19 protein-coding genes are annotated in these 19,438 nt (G+C 37.2%); 16 read left to right on the top strand and 3 right to left on the bottom strand.

Features of this window, described 5'->3' with window-relative positions; all coding sequences use genetic code 11:
* Positions 1 to 384: 384 nt before the first annotated feature.
* The 11 genes from ABXG98_RS10030 to ABXG98_RS09980 all read left to right on the top strand — a co-directional run bounded on the left by ABXG98_RS10030 (position 385) and on the right by ABXG98_RS09980 (position 12,148).
* Positions 385 to 1,644, top strand: a complete 1,260-nt coding sequence (locus ABXG98_RS10030; protein ID WP_353538534.1) for an oligosaccharide flippase family protein — start codon at positions 385 to 387, stop codon at positions 1,642 to 1,644.
* Positions 1,637 to 2,788 carry a hypothetical protein gene (locus ABXG98_RS10025; RefSeq protein ID WP_353538533.1) on the top strand — a complete coding sequence of 384 codons (1,152 nt, stop codon included), beginning with the start codon at positions 1,637 to 1,639 and terminating at the stop codon, positions 2,786 to 2,788. Before ABXG98_RS10030 ends, ABXG98_RS10025 begins: the two co-directional genes overlap by 8 nt.
* An 89-nt stretch (positions 2,789 to 2,877) precedes the next feature.
* The gene (locus tag ABXG98_RS10020) at positions 2,878 to 3,549 is read left to right on the top strand and encodes a protein kinase domain-containing protein (protein ID WP_353538532.1); all 672 of its coding nucleotides are present in this window, start codon (positions 2,878 to 2,880) and stop codon (positions 3,547 to 3,549) included.
* Positions 3,524 to 4,705, top strand: a complete 1,182-nt coding sequence (locus ABXG98_RS10015) for an O-antigen ligase family protein (RefSeq protein WP_353538531.1) — start codon at positions 3,524 to 3,526, stop codon at positions 4,703 to 4,705. The genes ABXG98_RS10020 and ABXG98_RS10015 overlap by 26 nt, the downstream gene beginning before the upstream one ends.
* Positions 4,698 to 5,636 carry a glycosyltransferase family 2 protein gene (locus ABXG98_RS10010; RefSeq protein ID WP_353538530.1) on the top strand — a complete coding sequence of 313 codons (939 nt, stop codon included), beginning with the start codon at positions 4,698 to 4,700 and terminating at the stop codon, positions 5,634 to 5,636. Before ABXG98_RS10015 ends, ABXG98_RS10010 begins: the two co-directional genes overlap by 8 nt.
* A 30-nt stretch (positions 5,637 to 5,666) precedes the next feature.
* Positions 5,667 to 6,461: a glycosyltransferase family 2 protein gene (locus ABXG98_RS10005; protein WP_353538529.1), complete on the top strand. Its 795-nt coding sequence runs from the start codon at positions 5,667 to 5,669 to the stop codon at positions 6,459 to 6,461.
* A gap of 76 nt (positions 6,462 to 6,537) precedes the next feature.
* The gene (locus ABXG98_RS10000; protein ID WP_353538528.1) at positions 6,538 to 7,653 is read left to right on the top strand and encodes a glycosyltransferase family 4 protein; all 1,116 of its coding nucleotides are present in this window, start codon (positions 6,538 to 6,540) and stop codon (positions 7,651 to 7,653) included.
* Between the two features lie 25 nt (positions 7,654 to 7,678).
* Positions 7,679 to 8,278 (top strand): sugar transferase, encoded by a 600-nt coding sequence (locus ABXG98_RS09995; RefSeq protein WP_353538527.1) that lies wholly within the window; start codon positions 7,679 to 7,681, stop codon positions 8,276 to 8,278.
* The gene (locus ABXG98_RS09990; protein ID WP_353538526.1) at positions 8,275 to 8,907 is read left to right on the top strand and encodes an acetyltransferase; all 633 of its coding nucleotides are present in this window, start codon (positions 8,275 to 8,277) and stop codon (positions 8,905 to 8,907) included. Before ABXG98_RS09995 ends, ABXG98_RS09990 begins: the two co-directional genes overlap by 4 nt.
* A gap of 11 nt (positions 8,908 to 8,918) precedes the next feature.
* On the top strand, positions 8,919 to 10,115 hold the full coding sequence (locus tag ABXG98_RS09985; RefSeq protein ID WP_353538525.1) for a DegT/DnrJ/EryC1/StrS family aminotransferase: 1,197 nt from the start codon (positions 8,919 to 8,921) through the stop codon (positions 10,113 to 10,115).
* An 86-nt stretch (positions 10,116 to 10,201) separates the two neighbouring features.
* On the top strand, positions 10,202 to 12,148 hold the full coding sequence (locus tag ABXG98_RS09980; protein ID WP_353538524.1) for a polysaccharide biosynthesis protein: 1,947 nt from the start codon (positions 10,202 to 10,204) through the stop codon (positions 12,146 to 12,148).
* Between the two features lie 109 nt (positions 12,149 to 12,257).
* Here the strand turns inward: ABXG98_RS09980 and ABXG98_RS09975 are convergent, their stop codons facing one another.
* On the bottom strand, positions 12,258 to 13,703 hold the full coding sequence (locus tag ABXG98_RS09975; RefSeq protein WP_353538523.1) for a coniferyl aldehyde dehydrogenase: 1,446 nt from the start codon (positions 13,701 to 13,703) through the stop codon (positions 12,258 to 12,260).
* A 189-nt stretch (positions 13,704 to 13,892) separates the two neighbouring features.
* On the opposite strand from ABXG98_RS09975, the gene ABXG98_RS09970 reads away from it, so the two are divergent.
* Complete coding sequence (locus ABXG98_RS09970) at positions 13,893 to 14,324, top strand: CBS domain-containing protein (RefSeq protein ID WP_353538522.1); 432 nt, start codon at positions 13,893 to 13,895, stop codon at positions 14,322 to 14,324.
* A 47-nt stretch (positions 14,325 to 14,371) separates the two neighbouring features.
* Here ABXG98_RS09970 and ABXG98_RS09965 read toward each other — a convergent pair whose 3' ends face one another.
* Together ABXG98_RS09965 and ABXG98_RS09960 are read right to left on the bottom strand one after the other, a co-directional pair.
* Positions 14,372 to 15,499: a PilT/PilU family type 4a pilus ATPase gene (locus ABXG98_RS09965; RefSeq protein WP_353538521.1), complete on the bottom strand. Its 1,128-nt coding sequence runs from the start codon at positions 15,497 to 15,499 to the stop codon at positions 14,372 to 14,374.
* A 33-nt stretch (positions 15,500 to 15,532) separates the two neighbouring features.
* The gene (locus ABXG98_RS09960; protein ID WP_353538520.1) at positions 15,533 to 16,576 is read right to left on the bottom strand and encodes a type IV pilus twitching motility protein PilT; all 1,044 of its coding nucleotides are present in this window, start codon (positions 16,574 to 16,576) and stop codon (positions 15,533 to 15,535) included.
* 91 nt (positions 16,577 to 16,667) lie between these two features.
* On the opposite strand from ABXG98_RS09960, the gene ABXG98_RS09955 reads away from it, so the two are divergent.
* The 4 genes from ABXG98_RS09955 (at position 16,668) to ABXG98_RS09940 (ending at position 19,435) form a co-directional block, all read left to right on the top strand.
* The gene (locus ABXG98_RS09955) at positions 16,668 to 17,387 is read left to right on the top strand and encodes a YggS family pyridoxal phosphate-dependent enzyme (RefSeq protein ID WP_353538519.1); all 720 of its coding nucleotides are present in this window, start codon (positions 16,668 to 16,670) and stop codon (positions 17,385 to 17,387) included.
* A 55-nt stretch (positions 17,388 to 17,442) separates the two neighbouring features.
* Positions 17,443 to 18,255: a pyrroline-5-carboxylate reductase gene (proC, locus tag ABXG98_RS09950; protein ID WP_353538518.1), complete on the top strand. Its 813-nt coding sequence runs from the start codon at positions 17,443 to 17,445 to the stop codon at positions 18,253 to 18,255.
* Between the two features lie 107 nt (positions 18,256 to 18,362).
* A complete protein-coding gene (locus ABXG98_RS09945) occupies positions 18,363 to 18,908 on the top strand; it encodes a YggT family protein (RefSeq protein WP_353538517.1) in 546 nt (181 codons plus the stop codon).
* A gap of 86 nt (positions 18,909 to 18,994) precedes the next feature.
* Positions 18,995 to 19,435, top strand: a complete 441-nt coding sequence (locus tag ABXG98_RS09940; protein WP_353538516.1) for a DUF4426 domain-containing protein — start codon at positions 18,995 to 18,997, stop codon at positions 19,433 to 19,435.
* The last annotated feature ends 3 nt before the right edge of the window (positions 19,436 to 19,438 follow it).

The following is a 19,438-nucleotide window of genomic DNA, read 5'->3' as shown; positions in this document are numbered from 1 at the left end:
TATTGGGTAAAATCACTTTGATCAAATCGACTTCTCATGGAAATTGATCCATATTGATGTTGATTATCATCAAAAGTGTAGGCATAGTTTCATTATTTACCTAAGCCTAAAAAGTATAATAATATATCCGCTCCGGCTAGGTCAGTTTACCCGAATTAAATATTAACCAATACTAAGACGCTTTATTCAAAGCTATTAGCTTGAGTTTACTTAACATTGAGTTGCGGGTTCGCTCAGCTTTCGCTAGTTACGTTAAAATACAAGAGATACATTGGTGTCAACAATACAGTTTTGTCTAGTTATATCAGCTTTACTTTGCTCACAGCATATTCAGGCTAAAAATTCACAATGTGTTGCTCTAACCGCTAACATAAAGGTGTACGCTTGAATAATTTCTGGAAGCAAATCTTCTCTTATGGTTTTTTAAGAATAATTGGCATGGGTTTATCGGTAATCTATGTCCTTATTCTTGCAAAAATGCTTGATGCAAATTCATTAGGTGTTTATTACTTAACCATGACAATGATGAGTTTTTTAATGGTCGTTTCCAGACTAGGCTTTGATACTTTAATCTTAAAAACCACATCAATTTTGATCAGCGAGCGCAATCTGATTGCGCTAAAAAAATTACAAGGATATGTATCAAAAAAAATATTACTATTATCCATACTAGTGATTATCACTACGTTTTCAATCGCTAATCATATTGCTGAGGTATTTTTTGATGGTGCAAACAATTATGGCCTACTGATTGTCTCATCTACTTTGTATTTCTATAACATGGTTTTCATCTACTCAGAAACCCTTAAAGGTTATAATTGCCTAAATTTATCAGTGTGCTTACCTAATGTTTTATTTCCTGCCTTAAATCTAATCGCTTTATCTGTTTTGTTTCCTTTTTTTGGCGAAATCAGTGTGTTTTATGCTGTGAGTATCAGCGTGATTATTGTCTACCTTATTTCATTAATAATAGTCAAAAATCAATTTGAAAAATATACTCATACACCTAACATAAAAAATGAACATCAACCCTTAGCTATTCCCTACAGTTTTTATTTTATTGCATTATCAAACTATATTTTTGCTTTTATCGATACATTAACTCTTGGTGTATTTTCCAGTAATGCCGATGTGGGTATATATAGTGTGTTGCTCAGATTAGTCTTACCTTTTAGTGTGCTGTTAATCATAATCAATAACGTTTTTTCACGTAAGTTCTCTATTTGGTATGAAAACAAACAACTTGGTAAATGCATAGACACTTATAAGTTATTGATAAAATATTCACTACTATTCGCCACTGTGTACTTTGCAATAATCCTAAACTTTGGGGATGATATGTTGCTGTTTTTCGGTAATGATTATTTAATGGGTAAAACCGCATTAATTATTATCTCTTTTGGGTATTTTATTCTCTTAGTTACGGGACCAAGCGCCGCTGTGTTGATGATGTGTGGTCATGAGAAGCAGTATAAGAATATTGTCGTTTGTACCGGTATCTTAGGTGTAATGTTGAGTTGTATTTTAACGTATTTATTTGGATTAATTGGCGCTGCAATTTCGACAACAATTTCATTAATTATTAAAAATTTAGTCTCGTTTTATTTAGCGAGCACTTGCTTAGGAGTTAAGTTTCGTGGTTAAGATTGAGGGTATTAAAGGTGAGTTGCATGTCATTATTATTTGGCAGCACGCGCGCAACATGGAAACTAAAATAATTAATGATATTGAGAGTGAGTTTTCAATCCGTGCTAAACATTATATTGAATGGAGTGAAAAAACAGCCTATAAAAATTTTTCTCGGTTTTATGCCATTAAGAGTCGTTACGCAAAGGGAAAAATGAAGCATTGCGGTGCTGGTGAGTTCGTTTTGTTAGTTGTAGAAGACTCACACCCCGTATATGAGGACAGACAAACTAATGATGGTGTAGTTCGTGTTAACAAGAATTTGTTTGATAAAAAAACGTTATATCGACAATGGACAGGTGAAGGACACAAAATTCATGCCACTAACACAGTTGCTGAAACCAGCCATAATTTAGCGCTTTTTTTTGGAGTTAATTATCAAGACTTTGTTCAATCACTCTCTTCTACAGTTCCATTATCAGTTGAAGAAAATTTGGTCGGGCACAATGGTTGGCGGGATTTTTCAGAATTTTTTAAAGTGCTGAATGAAACGATAAATTATGTGGTTTTACGCAATTTCGAAGGCTTTTTTGATAATATTGTTTGTGATGAGCATTTAGACATAGATTTATTAGTGGCTAACTATAACGAAGCAATGTTAGTTGCCAATAGCAAAGAAGTTTACCCCCATAATAGTCGTGTGGTTAATCAAGTATTAATTCAGGGTGAGATGGTTGATTTTGATTTTCGTTGTATTGACGATAAGTATATGGACCAACACTGGTCACAAGCACTACTAAACGCTAAAGTGCTAGATCAAGCTGGATTTTATAAACCCGCTACAGAAGACTATTTTTATTCACTTCTATACCACGCGCTCATTCATAAAAAAACAATTTCAGCTGATTATTTATCGCGATTTGAATCATTATCGAAAAGTATAGGTATGGAGAAACTTGATACTAGTCGCAAAAATCTACTAGGCTTATTATCGCAGTTCATGAAAACAAACAATATCGTGTTTACTGAGCCCAATGATTTGTCTGTTTATTACAACACAGAAGATTACCAACAAAGTGTCTCGCTACAAAGAAAAGTACTTACCCAATTTTTCCACCTCAAGCATAGATTAAAAATAAGCCTTTTAAGGTTAACCAACTAATGTTAATAAAGCTTTTTTTAATCAAATTGCGTGCTTTATTTTTCGGAGGCTATTGGTACTTAAGGCTATTTCCCTCTTTCAAGAAAGATATGTTGAAATTAAAGGTGAGTAAGCTAAAAGTAACAAGAGTTGATTTGTGGACTACGCATGTCATGTTTTTTACCGGTAGCCTTCAACACAAACCCGTATTTGTTAAACTCTATCGCGACAATAATAAAAACCAAAGAGAAGCTAGAATTTTACAACACATTAATATCATGGATTGTCGATCTCCCCTGCTGTGCATTATGCAAGACGGTAGCTCACCTCATGGTTATTTTGTAATTGCTGAGCAAATAAAAGCAACACCTCTTGCACAGTTATTAGACAAGATATCATTTAACTTGTGCTTATCTTTACTAAAACAGTTTATTTTAATTTTAGATGACTTTAATCGCATGGGTGTAGTTCATTGTGATATCACCCCTAACAATATTTTAGTTAATGACACGGCCCAAATCACAATTATCGATTTTGAATACGCAGTTTGTCATCACTCTCAAACCTATTGTGATCTGCGTTTTGAAACGAAGAAAATTTTACAATCTCTTGGCGGAGATTATTCTGCTACAGGTTTAGTTTGGGATGACGCGACCTCTTTTAGCAAAATAATTAACAACATATTAAAGCATAATAAATTTCCAGAAGGCGAATTAAACCAAATAGTTGAACAATTAAATATTTTGGAGTCTAAAATTGGCCGCAATCAATACAAATATTAAACTTGTCCCTATTCTTATCACTTTCTTCTTATTCGAGCTTTTTATTGGTGGCTCGGGTCAAGTATTTAAATTTTTCAACATCCCTTTTCGTCAAATCATTTTTGCCGTTATTTTGCTGATATTTTTGTTTGATTTAATAACCCGTAATATAAGGTTCACAGTCAATTTCATTAGTCTAAATATTGTATTTATTTTGCTAGGTGTACTGTTATCTGCCATTTTGGGCTTAATAAATGCACATAAAGCAAGCATAATAATCAAAGATGTTACCCCTATGCTTTATTTTCTGTTGTACTTCCCTCTCCATGCCTACTTTTTGAAATATAATATTACCTACGCTTACGTATTAAGAATATTAGTTCACTCAACGGTTATAATGTCTATCGCGGTAATTATCACCTTCTTAATACTAAATATTGCTTTTAACGGTGACCTCTATATCTTCAGAGCTGTAATTGAACAAACCATAGGTAAAGATGTTTTTTGGTTTAGAGCTAATGGTTTTGTATTTTATCCGGGCTTAGTTTATTCACTTGTCGCTGCTATTTTATTATTTGGCAAACTGGTTGCCTATAAAAAATTATCACTCTATGAAATTTTTGCATTATCTTTATCTATCTTTGCATTAGTGATTTCGATGACAAAAGGTTTAATCTTATCATTGGCAATCGGTTTTTTATTATTGATATTCACCAAGAAAACAACACTAATGACTAAAATGTCATCTATAGTGCTCTGTGTCATCATTACTTCTATCCTGTTTTCTTTATTTGATTTTTCTCGTTTCACTGACCTAAGTAATGATACTGGTACCAATACTCGCATTAAAACTATTGAAGAGTCTACCGAAGTTATCAATGAGAATGTTATACTAGGCAATGGTTTTGGTACCGAATTACCCACTAAAAAGTTTCATCAAGAAAATTCATTTATCGATATTTTTGTCGAGCAAGGCTTAGTTGGTTTATCTTTATATTTAATCATGTTTACTTATATATTTATTAGAAGAAAAGTTAACATAGATATAACAATAGCCGCATCAACCGTCGCTATAATGTCGTTAACTAACCCCTATGTTAATAATCCGCTCGGTATCGGCTTAATAATATTAACGTTGATATTTATCGGAAATGATAAGGTTGTAGTCCATGAGTAAATCAGCCCCTCGGTCGTTGGCAAAAAACGGCGCAGTAATTATAACTTATAACCCTGATAATGATTTTGAACTCAACCTTGCGGCTTCAGCGGCTCAACTAAATGTCATTATTATTGTTGATAATGGCTCCACTTCACCTTGTTTACAGAAAATAAAACAATGTGCTTCTAAATATAGCAATGTAATATTAATTGAAAACAACGCCAACCTCGGCATTGCTAAAGCCTTGAATATTGGTTGTCAGTATTTGTACGATCATCAAGCCGCCTATGCACTATTGCTCGACCAAGACAGCTTAGTTACAGGTGGAATGGTTGACAGCTTACTTCAAACTATGTCTAAGCTGGATGCTTGCGCCGTAGTAAGTCCAAAGATATTAGCTAAAGACAGTGATAACAGCTTAGGCAATATTCCTTCTCGCTACATGGTCCCTTCAAACGGCCTTTTTTATAAAAAAGCCTTAGTTGATAACGCGCCTTTAAAAGTGTTATTTAATATCACTTCTGGTAGCTTAATTGATTTGGCGATATGGCAGAAAATAGGTAAATTTGAAGAGGATTACTTTATTGAAGGTGTTGACAATGAGTATGGACTAAGAGTAAACAGCTTAGGTTATTTTATTGTTATAGATCACCATGCCTCTTTGGTTCAGCAATATGGTAATCAACAAATTAAAATGTTTCTTGGTAGACGATTTTTCCCCACCTTTCACAGCCCATTACGGCATTATTATGTTGCAAGAAACCGCCTTATGATTTGGAAAAAATATTACAAAAAATATCCGTATTACCTAACATGGGATTTATTGTCATTTTTTAATACCTTGTTTTTAATTCTTGCTTTTGAAAATAACAAATACCAAAAAATAAAGCACATTGGTAGAGGATTTATAGATGCTATCTGTGGAAAAAAAGGAAAGTATGATGCCTAAAACCAACACTCTAGACCCTAGGAAAAGCTTATGTATGCACCTGTAAGTGTCATAATACCCTGCTATCAATGTCAAGATACCATCGTTAGAGCAATTGACTCGATACACAATCAAACGCTCGTCCCAATGGAAGTGATATTAGTTGATGATTGCAGTCAAGATGCGACCTTAGATTTCCTTTATTCATTAAGGAATAACTACCCTAAAGGTTGGTTACAGATTTTCAGTTTAAAGCGAAATGCTGGGCCAGGGTCTGCTCGTAATAAGGGGTGGGAACATGCTAGTCAAGACTATATTGCCTTTTTAGATTCAGATGACAGTTGGCATCCTAATAAAATAGAAATTCAATACCTATGGATGTCAGAGAACAAATCGGCCGTGATGACAGCACATACCAGTGAAATATATGAAGACCGCAATATTGATGGCGAATTAAATAATGTATTTAATCAAATAAACTTTTCAACAATGATTTATTCCAATATCATCCCGACCCGCAGTGTCATGCTAAAAAGAACTATTGAACTACGTTTTGTTAACGGTAAACGTTATGCTGAAGATTACCTGCTATGGATGTTAATTATAGCAAAATATTCACAGACTTATTTTTTAAATAAACCACTAGCTTATTCGTATAAAAATGACTTTGATGCAGGGGGCTTAACGAGTAACTTATGGAAAATGCATTGTGGTTTACTAGATGCTTACCAAATATTGTTTAACAAAAAACATATTTCAATAACGACTTTAATCTCGATATACGCCATAAATTATTTAAAACTATCAATACGTACTATTAAGAAATTATGCCTTTCATTTAAGTAATGATTTCAGCTTAATATAAAAAATGCTAAATTCAGGAAGCTAACAACTTCCCTCCTAAAAAGTATGTGGGACTATCATGAGTAAAATTGCTTTTATAGCAGCATCTCCCGTAACCATTAAGGCTTTTCTTATGCCTTTTGTGAATGAGTTAAAAAAAAATCATCAAATGCATTTAATTGCTAATTTTGAGGATGAGTTAGATTATAGTGTCATTCCAAAAGGGGTGATTGTGCATCAAGTCAAGATAAACAGAAATCCTACTGTTTTTAGTGATTTGTTAGCATTGATACAATTAATTAAGCTAATTTATACAGAAAGTTTTGACCTAGTGCACTCTTTTACTCCAAAAGCTGGGTTGCTTGCTCAAATAGCAGCATTTATTTGTAGAACTAAAAATAGATACCATACTTTTACAGGTCAAGTTTGGGCAACAAAAACTGGCTTAAAGCGCTACTTTTTGAAGAAGATGGATTGTATTATAGCTCATTTATCCACTCACCACTTTGTTGATAGTATTTCACAGAGAAACTTCTTATTAGTTAATAAGGTTACCTCTGAAAAAAAGAGCTCCGTTTTGGGGCATGGTTCGATTTCAGGAGTCAACCTAGATAAATTTAAATTTAGCCAGCATAGTCGAAGTCAACTTAGAGAGTCTTTAGGGCTTAATGATGATGTCTTTATATTTTTGTACGCAGGCCGTTTAAAAATTGATAAAGGCATACCTGAACTGTTTACTGCCTTTGACAACATATCAAAAACCAATGACTGTAGGTTAGTTATAGTAGGTCATGATGAAGAGCAACTGTTATCCAAAATTGAAAATAATAACAAAGTGATTTTTTGCGGTTTTAGCGATGATATTCCCGCTTATTTTTCAATGGCAGATGTCTTATGTCTACCTAGCCACCGAGAGGGGTTTGGAAATGTCATTATTGAAGCCGCGGCCTGTGGACTTCCTTCATTAGGTTCAGATATTTATGGCTTATCTGATGCTATATCACATAATAAAACTGGCCTGCTCCATAAAGTAGCGGATGTACAAGATCTTGAAAATAAAATGCTTCAATTGTATTCAGACAGGGAACTCTTGCATACTTATGCAATAAACTCGACCAAACGAGTACATAAGTTGTTTTCTGAAAATTTAATTGTCTCTGAGTTTGTTAGCTTTTATAAGTTGCATAATTTATAAAACAGTTTTTCTAAAGGAATTAATTTTGCTAAAACGCACTTTCGATATTATTGTCTCAGCTTCGTTGATTGTTGTATTTTCACCTATCATGCTGTTTCTTTGCTATAAGATCGCCAAGAAGTTGGGTACACCGATCTTTTTCAAGCAAAAAAGACCTGGGCTCGATTCTAAAGTGTTTGAGATAATCAAATTCAGAAGCATGAAAGACTCTACCGATAACCAAGGCAACCTGCTCAGCGATCAACAACGACTAACCTCTTTTGGCAAAAAGCTACGCTCATCAAGCCTAGACGAGCTGCCAGGTTTATGGAATGTATTAATGGGTGACATGAGTTTGGTGGGCCCTCGCCCATTATTGGTTGAATATTTACCTTTATATAATAATGAACAAGCAAAGCGCCATACTGTTCGTCCAGGGATCACTGGCTGGGCACAAGTCAATGGGCGCAATGCGATCAGTTGGCAACAAAAATTTGAATTGGACGTTTGGTATGTCAATAATCAATCATTTTGGTTAGATCTGAAAATTATGCTGTTGACTGTCAAAAAAGTATTCTCTCAGAGTGATATTAGTGCCGAAGGTGAAGCAACTATGACTAAGTTTATGGGAAATACCAAATCATGAAGCTGGTAATTATAGGTGCAGGAGGTCACGGCCGCGTGGTAGCCGATTGCGCTCAACAACTTAAGCACTATCAGGAGATCGTTTTTTTAGACGAATGCTTCCCCAACTCAAAACATGACTGTGAATGGCCAATCATAGGCTCAATGTCAGATGTGGCAGCCCATCTAGAAAATTCAACGTTTATAGTCGCTATAGGGAACAACCAAATTCGAGGAAAAATACTCAAACAGCTTGTGCATGCGGGCGCAAACATTGCGACACTAGTTCATCCCTCAGCAGTTATTAGTCCTAACGCCGAATTGAAAAAAGGCACTATAGTGTGTGCTAATGCCGTCGTTAGCGTAGGATGCACTATAGGCGATGGTTGTATCATCAATACAGGTGCTACCGTTGATCATGATTGTAAGCTTGAGTCTTACGTGCACATTTCTCCTGGTGTTAATGTTGCGGGCGGAGTCACGATAGGCAAACACTCATGGCTAGGTATTGCTAGTACTGTGATAGAATGCATAGTCATTGCACCAAACTGTCAAGTAGGCGCAGGAGCAGCTGTGATTCACTCTACTCAAGAAAATTCTCTTTACCTAGGCGTACCAGCAAAACGAATACGCGCTTTAAAAAATATTTAACAGGAATTCACATGCTCAATACTCCTTTTTCTCCATGGCCTTGCTTTACAGAACAAGAAATAACGGCTGTTAGCGAAGTATTACGCTCAAATAAAGTAAACTACTGGACTGGCCAAGAAGGCAGATTATTTGAACAAGAATTTGCTCAATTTTGTCACAGCCAATATGCCGTTGCGGTAGCCAATGGCACACTAGCATTAGATTTAGCTCTGCAAGTATTAGACATTAGCAAAGGGGATGAGGTTATCGTTACCTCACGTACTTTTATCGCTTCAGTGAGCAGTATTATTAATGCTGGAGCTATCCCAATTTTTGCTGATGTTGAGCTTAACAGCCAGAATATCAGTGCGCGAACTATCAAAGCCGTGCTGAGTAAAAAAACTAAAGCCATTATGTGCGTCCATTTAGCAGGTTGGCCTTGCGAAATGGACGATATAATGAGCTTAGCACAACAACACAATATAGTTGTGATAGAAGATTGTGCCCAAGCGCATGGAACTCAGTATAAAGGCCGCCCAGTGGGCTCGATAGGTCACATAGGTTGCTGGTCTTTCTGCCAAGATAAAATTATGACCACTGGGGGTGAAGGCGGAATGCTCACAACCAATGATGAGACACTTTGGCGCAAGGCATGGGCATATAAGGATCACGGAAAATCCTATGCTGCCGTATATGAAACAAAACATCCACAAGGCTATCAATGGTTGCATGAAAGCTTCGGCACAAATTGGCGCATAACAGAAATGCAATCAGCTATAGGTCGTATCCAATTGACTCGCATGCCACAATGGCATCAAGCACGCAAAAATAATGCAGATAAAATTCGCCAGGTTTGTCAACAATATACTTGGCTAATAGTGCCTGAAATTCCAGAGCATATTGAACATGCATTTTACAAGTGTTATATTCACGTTGTGCTAGAGTTATTGCCGGTAGGCTATACTCGTGATTCTATTATTACAGAAATAGAACAAGCAGGTGTACCATGTTTTTCTGGTAGTTGCTCTGAAGTTTATAAAGAAAAAGCCTTCAAACAGACAAATTTAGCGCCAAAACTTCCTTTAGTTAATGCGAAACTGCTTGGCAACAATAGTTTAATGTTTTTAGTGCATCCAACATTAACAACAGATGAAATGAATAAGAGCTGCCAAGTGATTAACAGAGTATTTGGCCGCATAGATCAATTAATACAATCCAAAAACATATAATAATAACCGTAAAATAGGTAAGGAGACCAGTATATTAAATATATTTTACAATAAGTTAGTGTAATACTAATTGAGGTGTGGCAAATATGATTAGACGCATAGATTTAATTCCTAGTTCGATAAAGTTATTTGTAGTATTGACTTTTGACTTTCTCTCTATTTGTTGCGCTTTTTTTCTTGCTTATTTTATCCGCGTTGGCATTGAAGGTATTGATATCTCATGGCGCGAAGTTGCCGTATTCTTGACAGTTACCCTCTCTACTTTTCTCCTTTTTTATATAACAGATATATATAACTCTGTTGTTCGATATTTTAATGCTAAATCATTCCTGCGGATACAAAGCTTACTTATTGTTACTACCATTATCTTTTATCTCTCAGGCCTATTGTTTGATGCCTTTATACCTCGTTCAGTACCTATTATCTTTTTAGTGATTACCAGCGTGTTTATCGCTGGAGCTAGAGCTCTTATTGGTTTTATCATGGATAAACATTGGTTTAATGAGCGCGAAGGCGTGGTTATTTATGGGGCAAGCAATGCTGGTCGCCAACTTGTACACGCACTTTCTTTAGGAAACAAATATCAACCGCTTGCCTTTATAGATGAAAAAGAGCGTTATATCGGCCGCAACGTATTAGGTTTAAAAGTATTTCCTTATTTAAAAATAAATCAACTTGTCAAAAAATATGGCCAATTCAAAGTGTTAATTGCCGTACCTAAAGTTGACCCTATTCGATTAAAACAAATTGTTGCTTCTCTTGAGCCCTATGCGTTGGAATTATTAATCATCCCCAGCATGTCTGATATTGTTTCAGGTAAGCGTACTATTGATGAACTTCGCGAAGTTTCTGTTGACGAGTTATTGGGAAGAAAAGCCGTTAAACCAATCCCTGAATTACTCTCGGCAAATATTACTAACAAAATAGTGATGGTCTCTGGTGCTGGTGGCTCTATAGGTAAAGAGCTCTGTCGACAAATTGTGCAACATAAACCCCGAAAGTTAGTACTGTTAGATGTATCTGAAGCTTTTCTTTATGAAATCAACCAAGAATTAACCGAGCTGTTACAAGAAAATAAGAGTGAACTCACCATTGAACCATTAATCGGCAATGTACAAAATGGTATGTTGATGACCCATATTTTTAATACTCACAATGTTCAAACTATTTATCATGCGGCTGCCTATAAACATGTGCCTATGGTTGAGCACAACGTCATTGCTGGCATAACCAATAACGTTTTAGGTACGTATGAAATCGCACAAGCGGCAATCTATTGTGAAGTAGAGACTTTTGTGCTTATTTCTACCGATAAAGCGGTTAGGCCAACTAATGTCATGGGTGCTACCAAACGTCTCGCTGAATTAGTACTACAAGGCTTAGCAAAGAAAGATCACGATACCCGTTTTATTATGGTGCGTTTTGGTAATGTATTGGGCTCGTCTGGCTCTGTGGTGCCCTTATTTAAAAAACAAATCAAAAAAGGCGGCCCTATCACTATCACCCATCCTGACATTATTCGTTATTTCATGACAATTCCAGAAGCAGCGCAGTTAGTCCTACAAGCAGGCGCTATGGGCACTGGTGGCGATGTCTTCGTGCTAGATATGGGAAAACCGGTAAAAATAACTGATTTAGCCTATAAGATGACCCATTTAATGGGGTTAACCATCAAATGCGACGACAATCCTGAGGGTGATATTGCTATAGAATACACAGGTTTAAGACCTGGTGAAAAGCTTTATGAAGAATTATTGATTGGTAATCAGCCGAAAAAAACTTTCCATAAGCGCATTTTAAAAGCAAATGAATTTGCCCTACCTTGGCCCGATGTAGCAAAAATGATCACGCAACTAACTGATGCCATGCGTGATGAAGATGTCATTAAAATTAGAACGTTATTACAAGGGTTTCCGTTAGAGTATATGCCAAACCCAACAGAGCAAAAGGAAAAACGCACAGAGGAGTCAAAAGCGGGCATTCAGGCAACATCCGTTGAAGAGGTTAAAGAGGATGCCTTGTGCCTAACCTAAACAGGCTTAACAGCCATTGTGCCAGGCAGAAATTTCCGCAACAATTATTAATAAGTTCTAACCGCAACCCCCGCTGAAACTTACAGCGGAGTGTGTGATACCGATTTTATTACTTTAAAAAGAATCGATAAATTAGCTTATGTATCAGCTTCCCATAAGGAGGAAAAGCATTCGCCGCAGTATTCACTTTACCTTTTTTAAACACTGACTTTGCTTTTGAAAAGGTTAAAAAGCCTTCATGTCCATGATAATGCCCCATACCCGAAGGACCTATTCCACCAAAAGGCATATCATCTTGAACCACATGCATTGCTGCATCATTGATACAAACACCCCCAGCATGAGTTTGCTCTAGAATACGTTGCTGTGAATGCTCATCGTGACTACATAAATACAGTGCTAACGGTCGCGGCCTATCATTAACATAGGCAATAGCATCATCAAGTTGGTTATAACTAACAATAGGCAATAACGGCCCAAAAATTTCTTCCTGCATTAACAGCATATCATCATTAACATTGGTTACTAAGGTGAGTGGAACTTTACCCGCATTAGTACAGTCATGCTCACTATCCTTAGTTAACGACGTTAACACCGCACCTTTACTTTTAGCATCGTTGAGCCAATGGTTCAGGCGTTGTAATTGTGCTTCATTTATAATAGCACCATAATCGCTATTATCAGCCACACTTGGGTACATCTTCAAAAATTGTTGAGTTAATGCTTGCACTAACTCATCTATACGCCCAGCAGGACAGAGAATATAATCAGGTGCAACACAGGTTTGCCCCGCATTAAGGGTTTTACCTAAAATAAAACGTAATACAGCATCTTTAATATCAATGTCATTATCAATAATAGTTGGTGATTTGCCACCTAATTCCAACGTAACCGGCGTTAAGTTTTGAGCCGCTGCTGCCATCACTATTTTACCGACACGGGTAGAGCCAGTAAAAATAAGATGATCAAACGCTTTAGCAGAAAAGTGGGCCGCTACATCAGGCCCACCATTTATCACAGCAACTTTGTCATCAGTAAAAATGCTACTGAGCATAGATTTAATAACTTCGTTAGTTGCAGGGGTAAATTCTGACATTTTTATCATTGCTCTATTACCTGCTGCAAGTGCGGTAGTAAGTGGCCCCAACGATAGAAAAAGTGGGTAGTTCCATGGCGTAATAATACCTATGACACCTAAAGGTTGGTACATTACAAAAGCTTTAGCCGGCTGAAAAAGCAATCCAACATGCCGTTTGGAGGGCTTCATCCATTTTTTTATCTGCTTAATTGCATAATTTATCCCCATAACAGTTGGCATTAAATCACCCATTTTACTGTCATCAACACTACGACAGCCAAAATCTTTGGATAACGCTTGGAGAAGGGGGGCTTGATGCGAAAGAATAGCGTTTTTCAATTGAGTCAAATCATCAATACGTGCTTGAGCAGATAAATAGGGTGCATTCATAAACGCTTGTTTTTGTTGTAGCAAAGTTTCATCAATTAGATTTATTTGCTGTTGGTCTTCAGCTGCACTGTATGGGTTTTTAGCCACGATTTATTCCTCTCAATGTTGCGCTAGTGATTAGCCACGTAACGAATAATCATTGTTATTTTTGATAAGATTGATTAATTTACTAACAGAGCTTAAACATTTTTTCTGCCAGCTGATCCGATGAGCTATCTAAGCATATTATTTTGGCTATGGCGATAGCTTTTCACTCACTCAAAAAAGAATGACACCATGAAAATTGAAAATTTGATGAAAACAGCGCTGATCACCTTAACGATGGATGCACCATTAAGCAAAGCCAAAGAGGCTTTTGACAGTAATGATATCCATCACCTTCTTGTGCTTGATGATGAGGGAGTATTAGCAGGCATAATCACCGATAGAGATTTATATAAGCATTTAAGTCCCACCGTGAGTACTCGCCAAGAAACCCACAGAGATGCTGCTTTGATGCAAAAAAAGCTCCATCAAATTATGGCAAGAAACTTAGTAACAGCGACCACAACACACTCACTGAGCGAGGCAGTAGTGCTTTTTCACGATAATCATATATCTTGTTTACCTGTGGTTGATAAACAAGATAAACCCATAGGCATCATCACATGGCGAGATATTTTGAAAGTACTCGCCCTGCAATATAAAAAAAGAATAGCCACTGACTAATCCCAATATAGTCAGTGTTCAACAATTAGGAAACGATTAGAAAAACACTAATTATCTGTCTCTTCCATGCCATCTAGCGTAACACCTGCTAACCCGCCTGTACCACCTTGGTCATTACTACGTAGTTTAATCATCAACCGTAAATCATTAGGAGAATCAGCATGGTGCAGCGCATCTGCGTAAGTAATTAAACCACGGTCATATAAGTTAAATAAGGCCTGATCGAATGTTTGCATCCCTAATTCATTCGACTTTTCCATAACCTCTTTAATACTGCCAACATCGCCTTTTTTAATTAACTCACTAATGTATGGTGAATTAAGTAAAATTTCGATGGCTGCTACCCGACTATTGCCATCTTGAGTTGGAACCAGTTGTTGGGCAATAATACCGCGCAAGTTCAATGCCAAATCAAATAACAACTTACCGTGCTGCTCAGACGGCACTAAGTGCATAATACGGTCAATGGCTTGGTTAGCGTTGTTCGCATGCAAAGTTGCAATACATAGATGCCCTGTTTCAGCAAAACTGAGCGCATGTTCCATAATCTCTTGGCTGCGAATTTCACCAATTAAAATAACATCAGGAGCCTGACGTAGAGAACTTTTCAGCGCAGCATCAAATGATTCCGTATCTAAGCCTACTTCACGTTGGGTGATCATACTTTTAGCATGTTCATGCACATACTCAACCGGATCTTCAATGGTAAGAATATGACCCCGTGCGTTACGGTTTCGATAGCCAATCAGTGAAGCCATCGAGGTTGATTTACCCGTGCCCGTACCACCAACAAATAAAACTAAACCACGTTTTGACATCACCACATCTTTTAGAATAGGTGGTAAGCCAAGTTCATCGGTATCAGGTATGTCGGTGACAATACGACGAACAACCATGCCCGCCATATCACGCTGCCAAAATGCTGAGACACGAAAACGACCAATACCGTCAATGGCAATAGCGAAATTACACTCTTTTTCTTCATCAAATTGACGAACTTGCTTTTCATTCATCGCATTGTGAACCAACCCCAAGGATTGCTCTGGTGTAAGCGCATGCTCATCAATGGGTTGTAGCTCACCGTTAATTTTTGCACTAACCGGCAACTTAGCAGTCACAAACATATCAGAAGCGTCTTTAGCGACCATTTTTTCTAATAATTGATGAAAATTCATTAGGTATTCCTGTGTTAATTGCTTAAATATATATTAGAAACTTCTAAATTGATTTTTATCAACCGCTTTTTCCATCGCTGCGCCTTTGGTTATCATGCCGCGGTTGACTAAGTTTTGTAAACACTGATCCATAGTTTGCATACCATTAGACATCCCCGTTTGAATAGCCGAATACATCTGGGCAATTTTATCTTCTCGAATCAGATTACGAATCGCTGGGGTACCGATCATAATTTCATGAGCGGCCACTCGCCCTCCTCCAACTTTTTTAATTAACGTTTGAGAAATTACCGCGCGCAGTGACTCTGACAACATCGAGCGCACCATAGACTTTTCTTCCCCAGGGAATACATCAATAATACGATCAATGGTTTTCGGTGCTGAGGTTGTATGCAAAGTTCCGAAGACCAAATGACCCGTTTCTGCTGCGGTCATCGCAAGACGAATAGTTTCTAAATCACGCATTTCCCCCACCAAAATAACATCAGGATCTTCACGGAGAGCTGAACGTAAGGCTGCTTCAAAACTTAAGGTATCTCGATGTACTTCACGCTGGTTGATCAAACACATTTTATTTTCGTGCACAAATTCAATGGGATCTTCGATAGTCAAAATATGATCGTTTTTGGAGTCATTAATATAATCAACCATGGCTGCTAACGTTGTTGACTTACCCGAGCCTGTTGGCCCGGTAACTAGCACCAAACCTCGAGGAGTTTCTGAGATCTCTCTAAATATGTCAGGACAACCTAAATCATCAAGAGATAGTATTTTACTGGGGATGGTACGAAATACTGCAGCTGGACCACGATTTTGATTAAACGCATTTACCCTAAAGCGTGCCAGATTCGGCACTTCAAACGAAAAATCCACCTCAAGGTTTTCTTCATACTCTTTACGTTGTCGATCATTCATAATGTCATAAACAAGCGCGTTAACATCTTTAGCATCAAAGGCAGGGATGTTAAGCTTACGAACATCACCATCAACACGAATTGATGGGGGCGTCCCCGTTGATAAATGTAAATCTGACGCTTCATGTTGCACACTAAAGGCAAGTAGTTCGGTAATATCCATAAAAAACCTCGATGATGTTATCTGTTAAAATATCAGTTGTTAAAGTATTATCTATTAAAATTATAATGGTTAAAGTTTTCAGTTAAACACGATGAATGAAATCAAAGAAAATATCCAAAAAATCAAACGTCAAATTGCACAGGCGGCTGAGACTCGTATTCAAACACAAATGCCCTCTTCAAATAATAGACCAAACTCTATTACTTTACTTGCGGTGAGTAAAACTAAACCCTCATCTGCTGTAGAGCAAGCCTACCAAGCTGGTCAACGTGACTTTGGTGAAAACTATGTGCAAGAAGCCATAGAGAAAATCACAACATTGTCGCATTTACCTCACCTTTGTTGGCATTTTATTGGTCCTATTCAATCAAATAAAACCAAACAAATTGCTCAGCATTTTAATTGGGTTCACAGTGTTGACAGAGCCAAAATAGCACAACGATTAAATGCACATTTAAACACTGCTAACCAGAGCAATGAATGTCAAGATACCTCGCTAAACATTTGTTTACAAGTCAATATTAGTGAAGAAGCATCTAAATCTGGCATTATGGTAGAAGACCTGTTTTCTTTAGCTGAAGTTGTTGATAACTGTGATAAACTCACCCTTCGAGGCTTAATGGCTATTCCAGAAAAGAATGCAGGTGAAGCTAGTTATAAGAAAATGCAACACTTGTTTAACCAGTTACAGGCCCAATATCCAACGGTAGACACACTATCAATGGGGATGTCGAACGATTTAGCTATGGCTATCAAACATGGCTCAACTATGGTGAGAGTCGGTACTGCGATTTTTGGTGCAAGAGCCTAATCAACTCGCTAGAATTTATTCTGAATACTTAATAGTTCATAAAAGGTAAAATTTAATGAAAAAAATAGCATTTATTGGTGCAGGCAATATGGCGCGTGCCATTATTATTGGCTTAGTTAATTCAGGAGTAGCAGCTAAAAATATAATGGTTGCCAACCCATCACCAGAAAAAAGAGTGCAACTGAGCAATGAATTTGGCGTACTACATACCAGTGACAACGTTGAAGCTGCAAACTTTGCCGACATTATTGTGTTATCGGTGAAGCCTCATTTCATTTGCGATGTTTGTCAGCAACTCACTACAGCTATTGATATTAGCGATAAGCTTTTCATTTCGGTTGCCGCCGGAACAACCGTTGTGCAAATTCAACAAGCACTTGAATGCCAAGCCGCCTTAGTACGAGTGATGCCCAATACCCCCTCTCAACTAGGTATAGGTATGAGTGGCCTCTTCGCTTCTGTTGAAGTAACAACAGAGCAAAAGGCAGCAAGTGAAAAACTAATGTCTGCGGTGGGTAAAATAATATGGTTAGACACTGAAGATAAAATTAATGATATTATCGCAGTTGCTGGCTCAGCTCCGGCCTATTATTTCTTGTTCATGGAAGCCATGGAGAAACATGCGCAAACCCTAGGGTTTACTGCACAAGAAAGTAGAATGCTAGTACAACAAACCGCTTTAGGTTCAGCACAAATGGTTGAACATAATAGTGCTGCTATTAGTACACTCAGAGAAAATGTTACCTCAAAAGGCGGTACAACGTTTGCTGCCCTTGAATCACTGCGAAACAGCGGAATTGATGAGATGGTTAGTACCGCTATGGATGCTGCAATTGCAAGAGCAGAAGAAATGGCTGCTGGAAACTAGTATTCGAATTGCGAAAATAAACTAACGTATAATGATATAAATAGTCACTTAATTTTCCCTAACGCAAAGTCGTTAAATTCCGCAGATTAAGTTACTTAGGAGATACCATGGAAGCAATAATATATTTATTAAGATTTGCCTTTGACGCCTTATTAATGATTTTGATCATGCGCGTTTGGTTACAGTGGGTCAAAGCCGATTTTTATAACCCCTTAAGCCAATTTATAGTTAAAGTGAGTAACCCACTGGTGATTCCTTTACGGCGTGTTATTCCCGGCTTAGGCGGCATAGATTTAGCAACGATAGTTGTGGCCTACATTATTGCTACATTAAAGTTTTTCACTTTGGCAGCGTTAGCAGGAGAAAACTTAGGCGTACTTGCTTTTTATATCGGCTTATTAGTGTTAGTAAAACAAGCAGGTTTTTTACTGTTTGTTATCATGATCATCATGGCAATAATGAGCTGGGTCGTTCAAGGCTACAACCCTACCTTGGCTGTATTCCATCAGTTAACTGAGCCCTTTTTAAACCCAATTAGACGTTTTATTCCCAGTATTGGCGGTTTAGATTTGTCGATGATTGTGGCGTTTTTAGTGATGAATGTTATTAATATTCTACTGTCTAATTCCTTACCTTATTGGGCGGCGTTATAACTCGATTATTTTTAGGGTATCAGTATATTTTTTCAAGCCTGTTCTATAATAAACAGGCTACTTTTTCAATCAATCAGGAGTTCAACATGAGTAAATTCATCGTTAAACTATTGCTCGCGGTAACCTTTAGTTTTTTCAGTATTAACCATGCAAATGCTGAAAACATGAAAAAGCTAGGCTCGATGAATGTGCATTACATGGCTATTGGCTCGACCTTCTTCACGCCTGAAATTGCCAAAGCATACGGCATTACCCGCAGTCGGTATAATGGCTTAATTAATATCTCAGTGCTTGATAATACCAAAACAGGGAACCCAGCTAAAACGGTGAGTATTAGTGGCCAAGCAAAAAATAATTTAGGCCAATTTAAAACCTTAACCTTTGACGAAGTAAAAGAAGGCGATGCCATTTATTATTTAGCGCAAATAAGTTATAACGATGAAGAAACCTTTCATTTTACCTTAACCATCAATGATGGCAGTGAACAACAAATCTTAAAGTTTTCACAAAAATTCTATATTGATTAGCGC

Source organism: Colwellia sp. KU-HH00111, from assembly GCF_040362745.1.
GTDB lineage: Bacteria > Pseudomonadota > Gammaproteobacteria > Enterobacterales > Alteromonadaceae > Colwellia.
The sequence above is the reverse complement of the archived record's forward strand: the minus strand, read 5'-3'. Positions and strand labels throughout refer to the sequence as shown.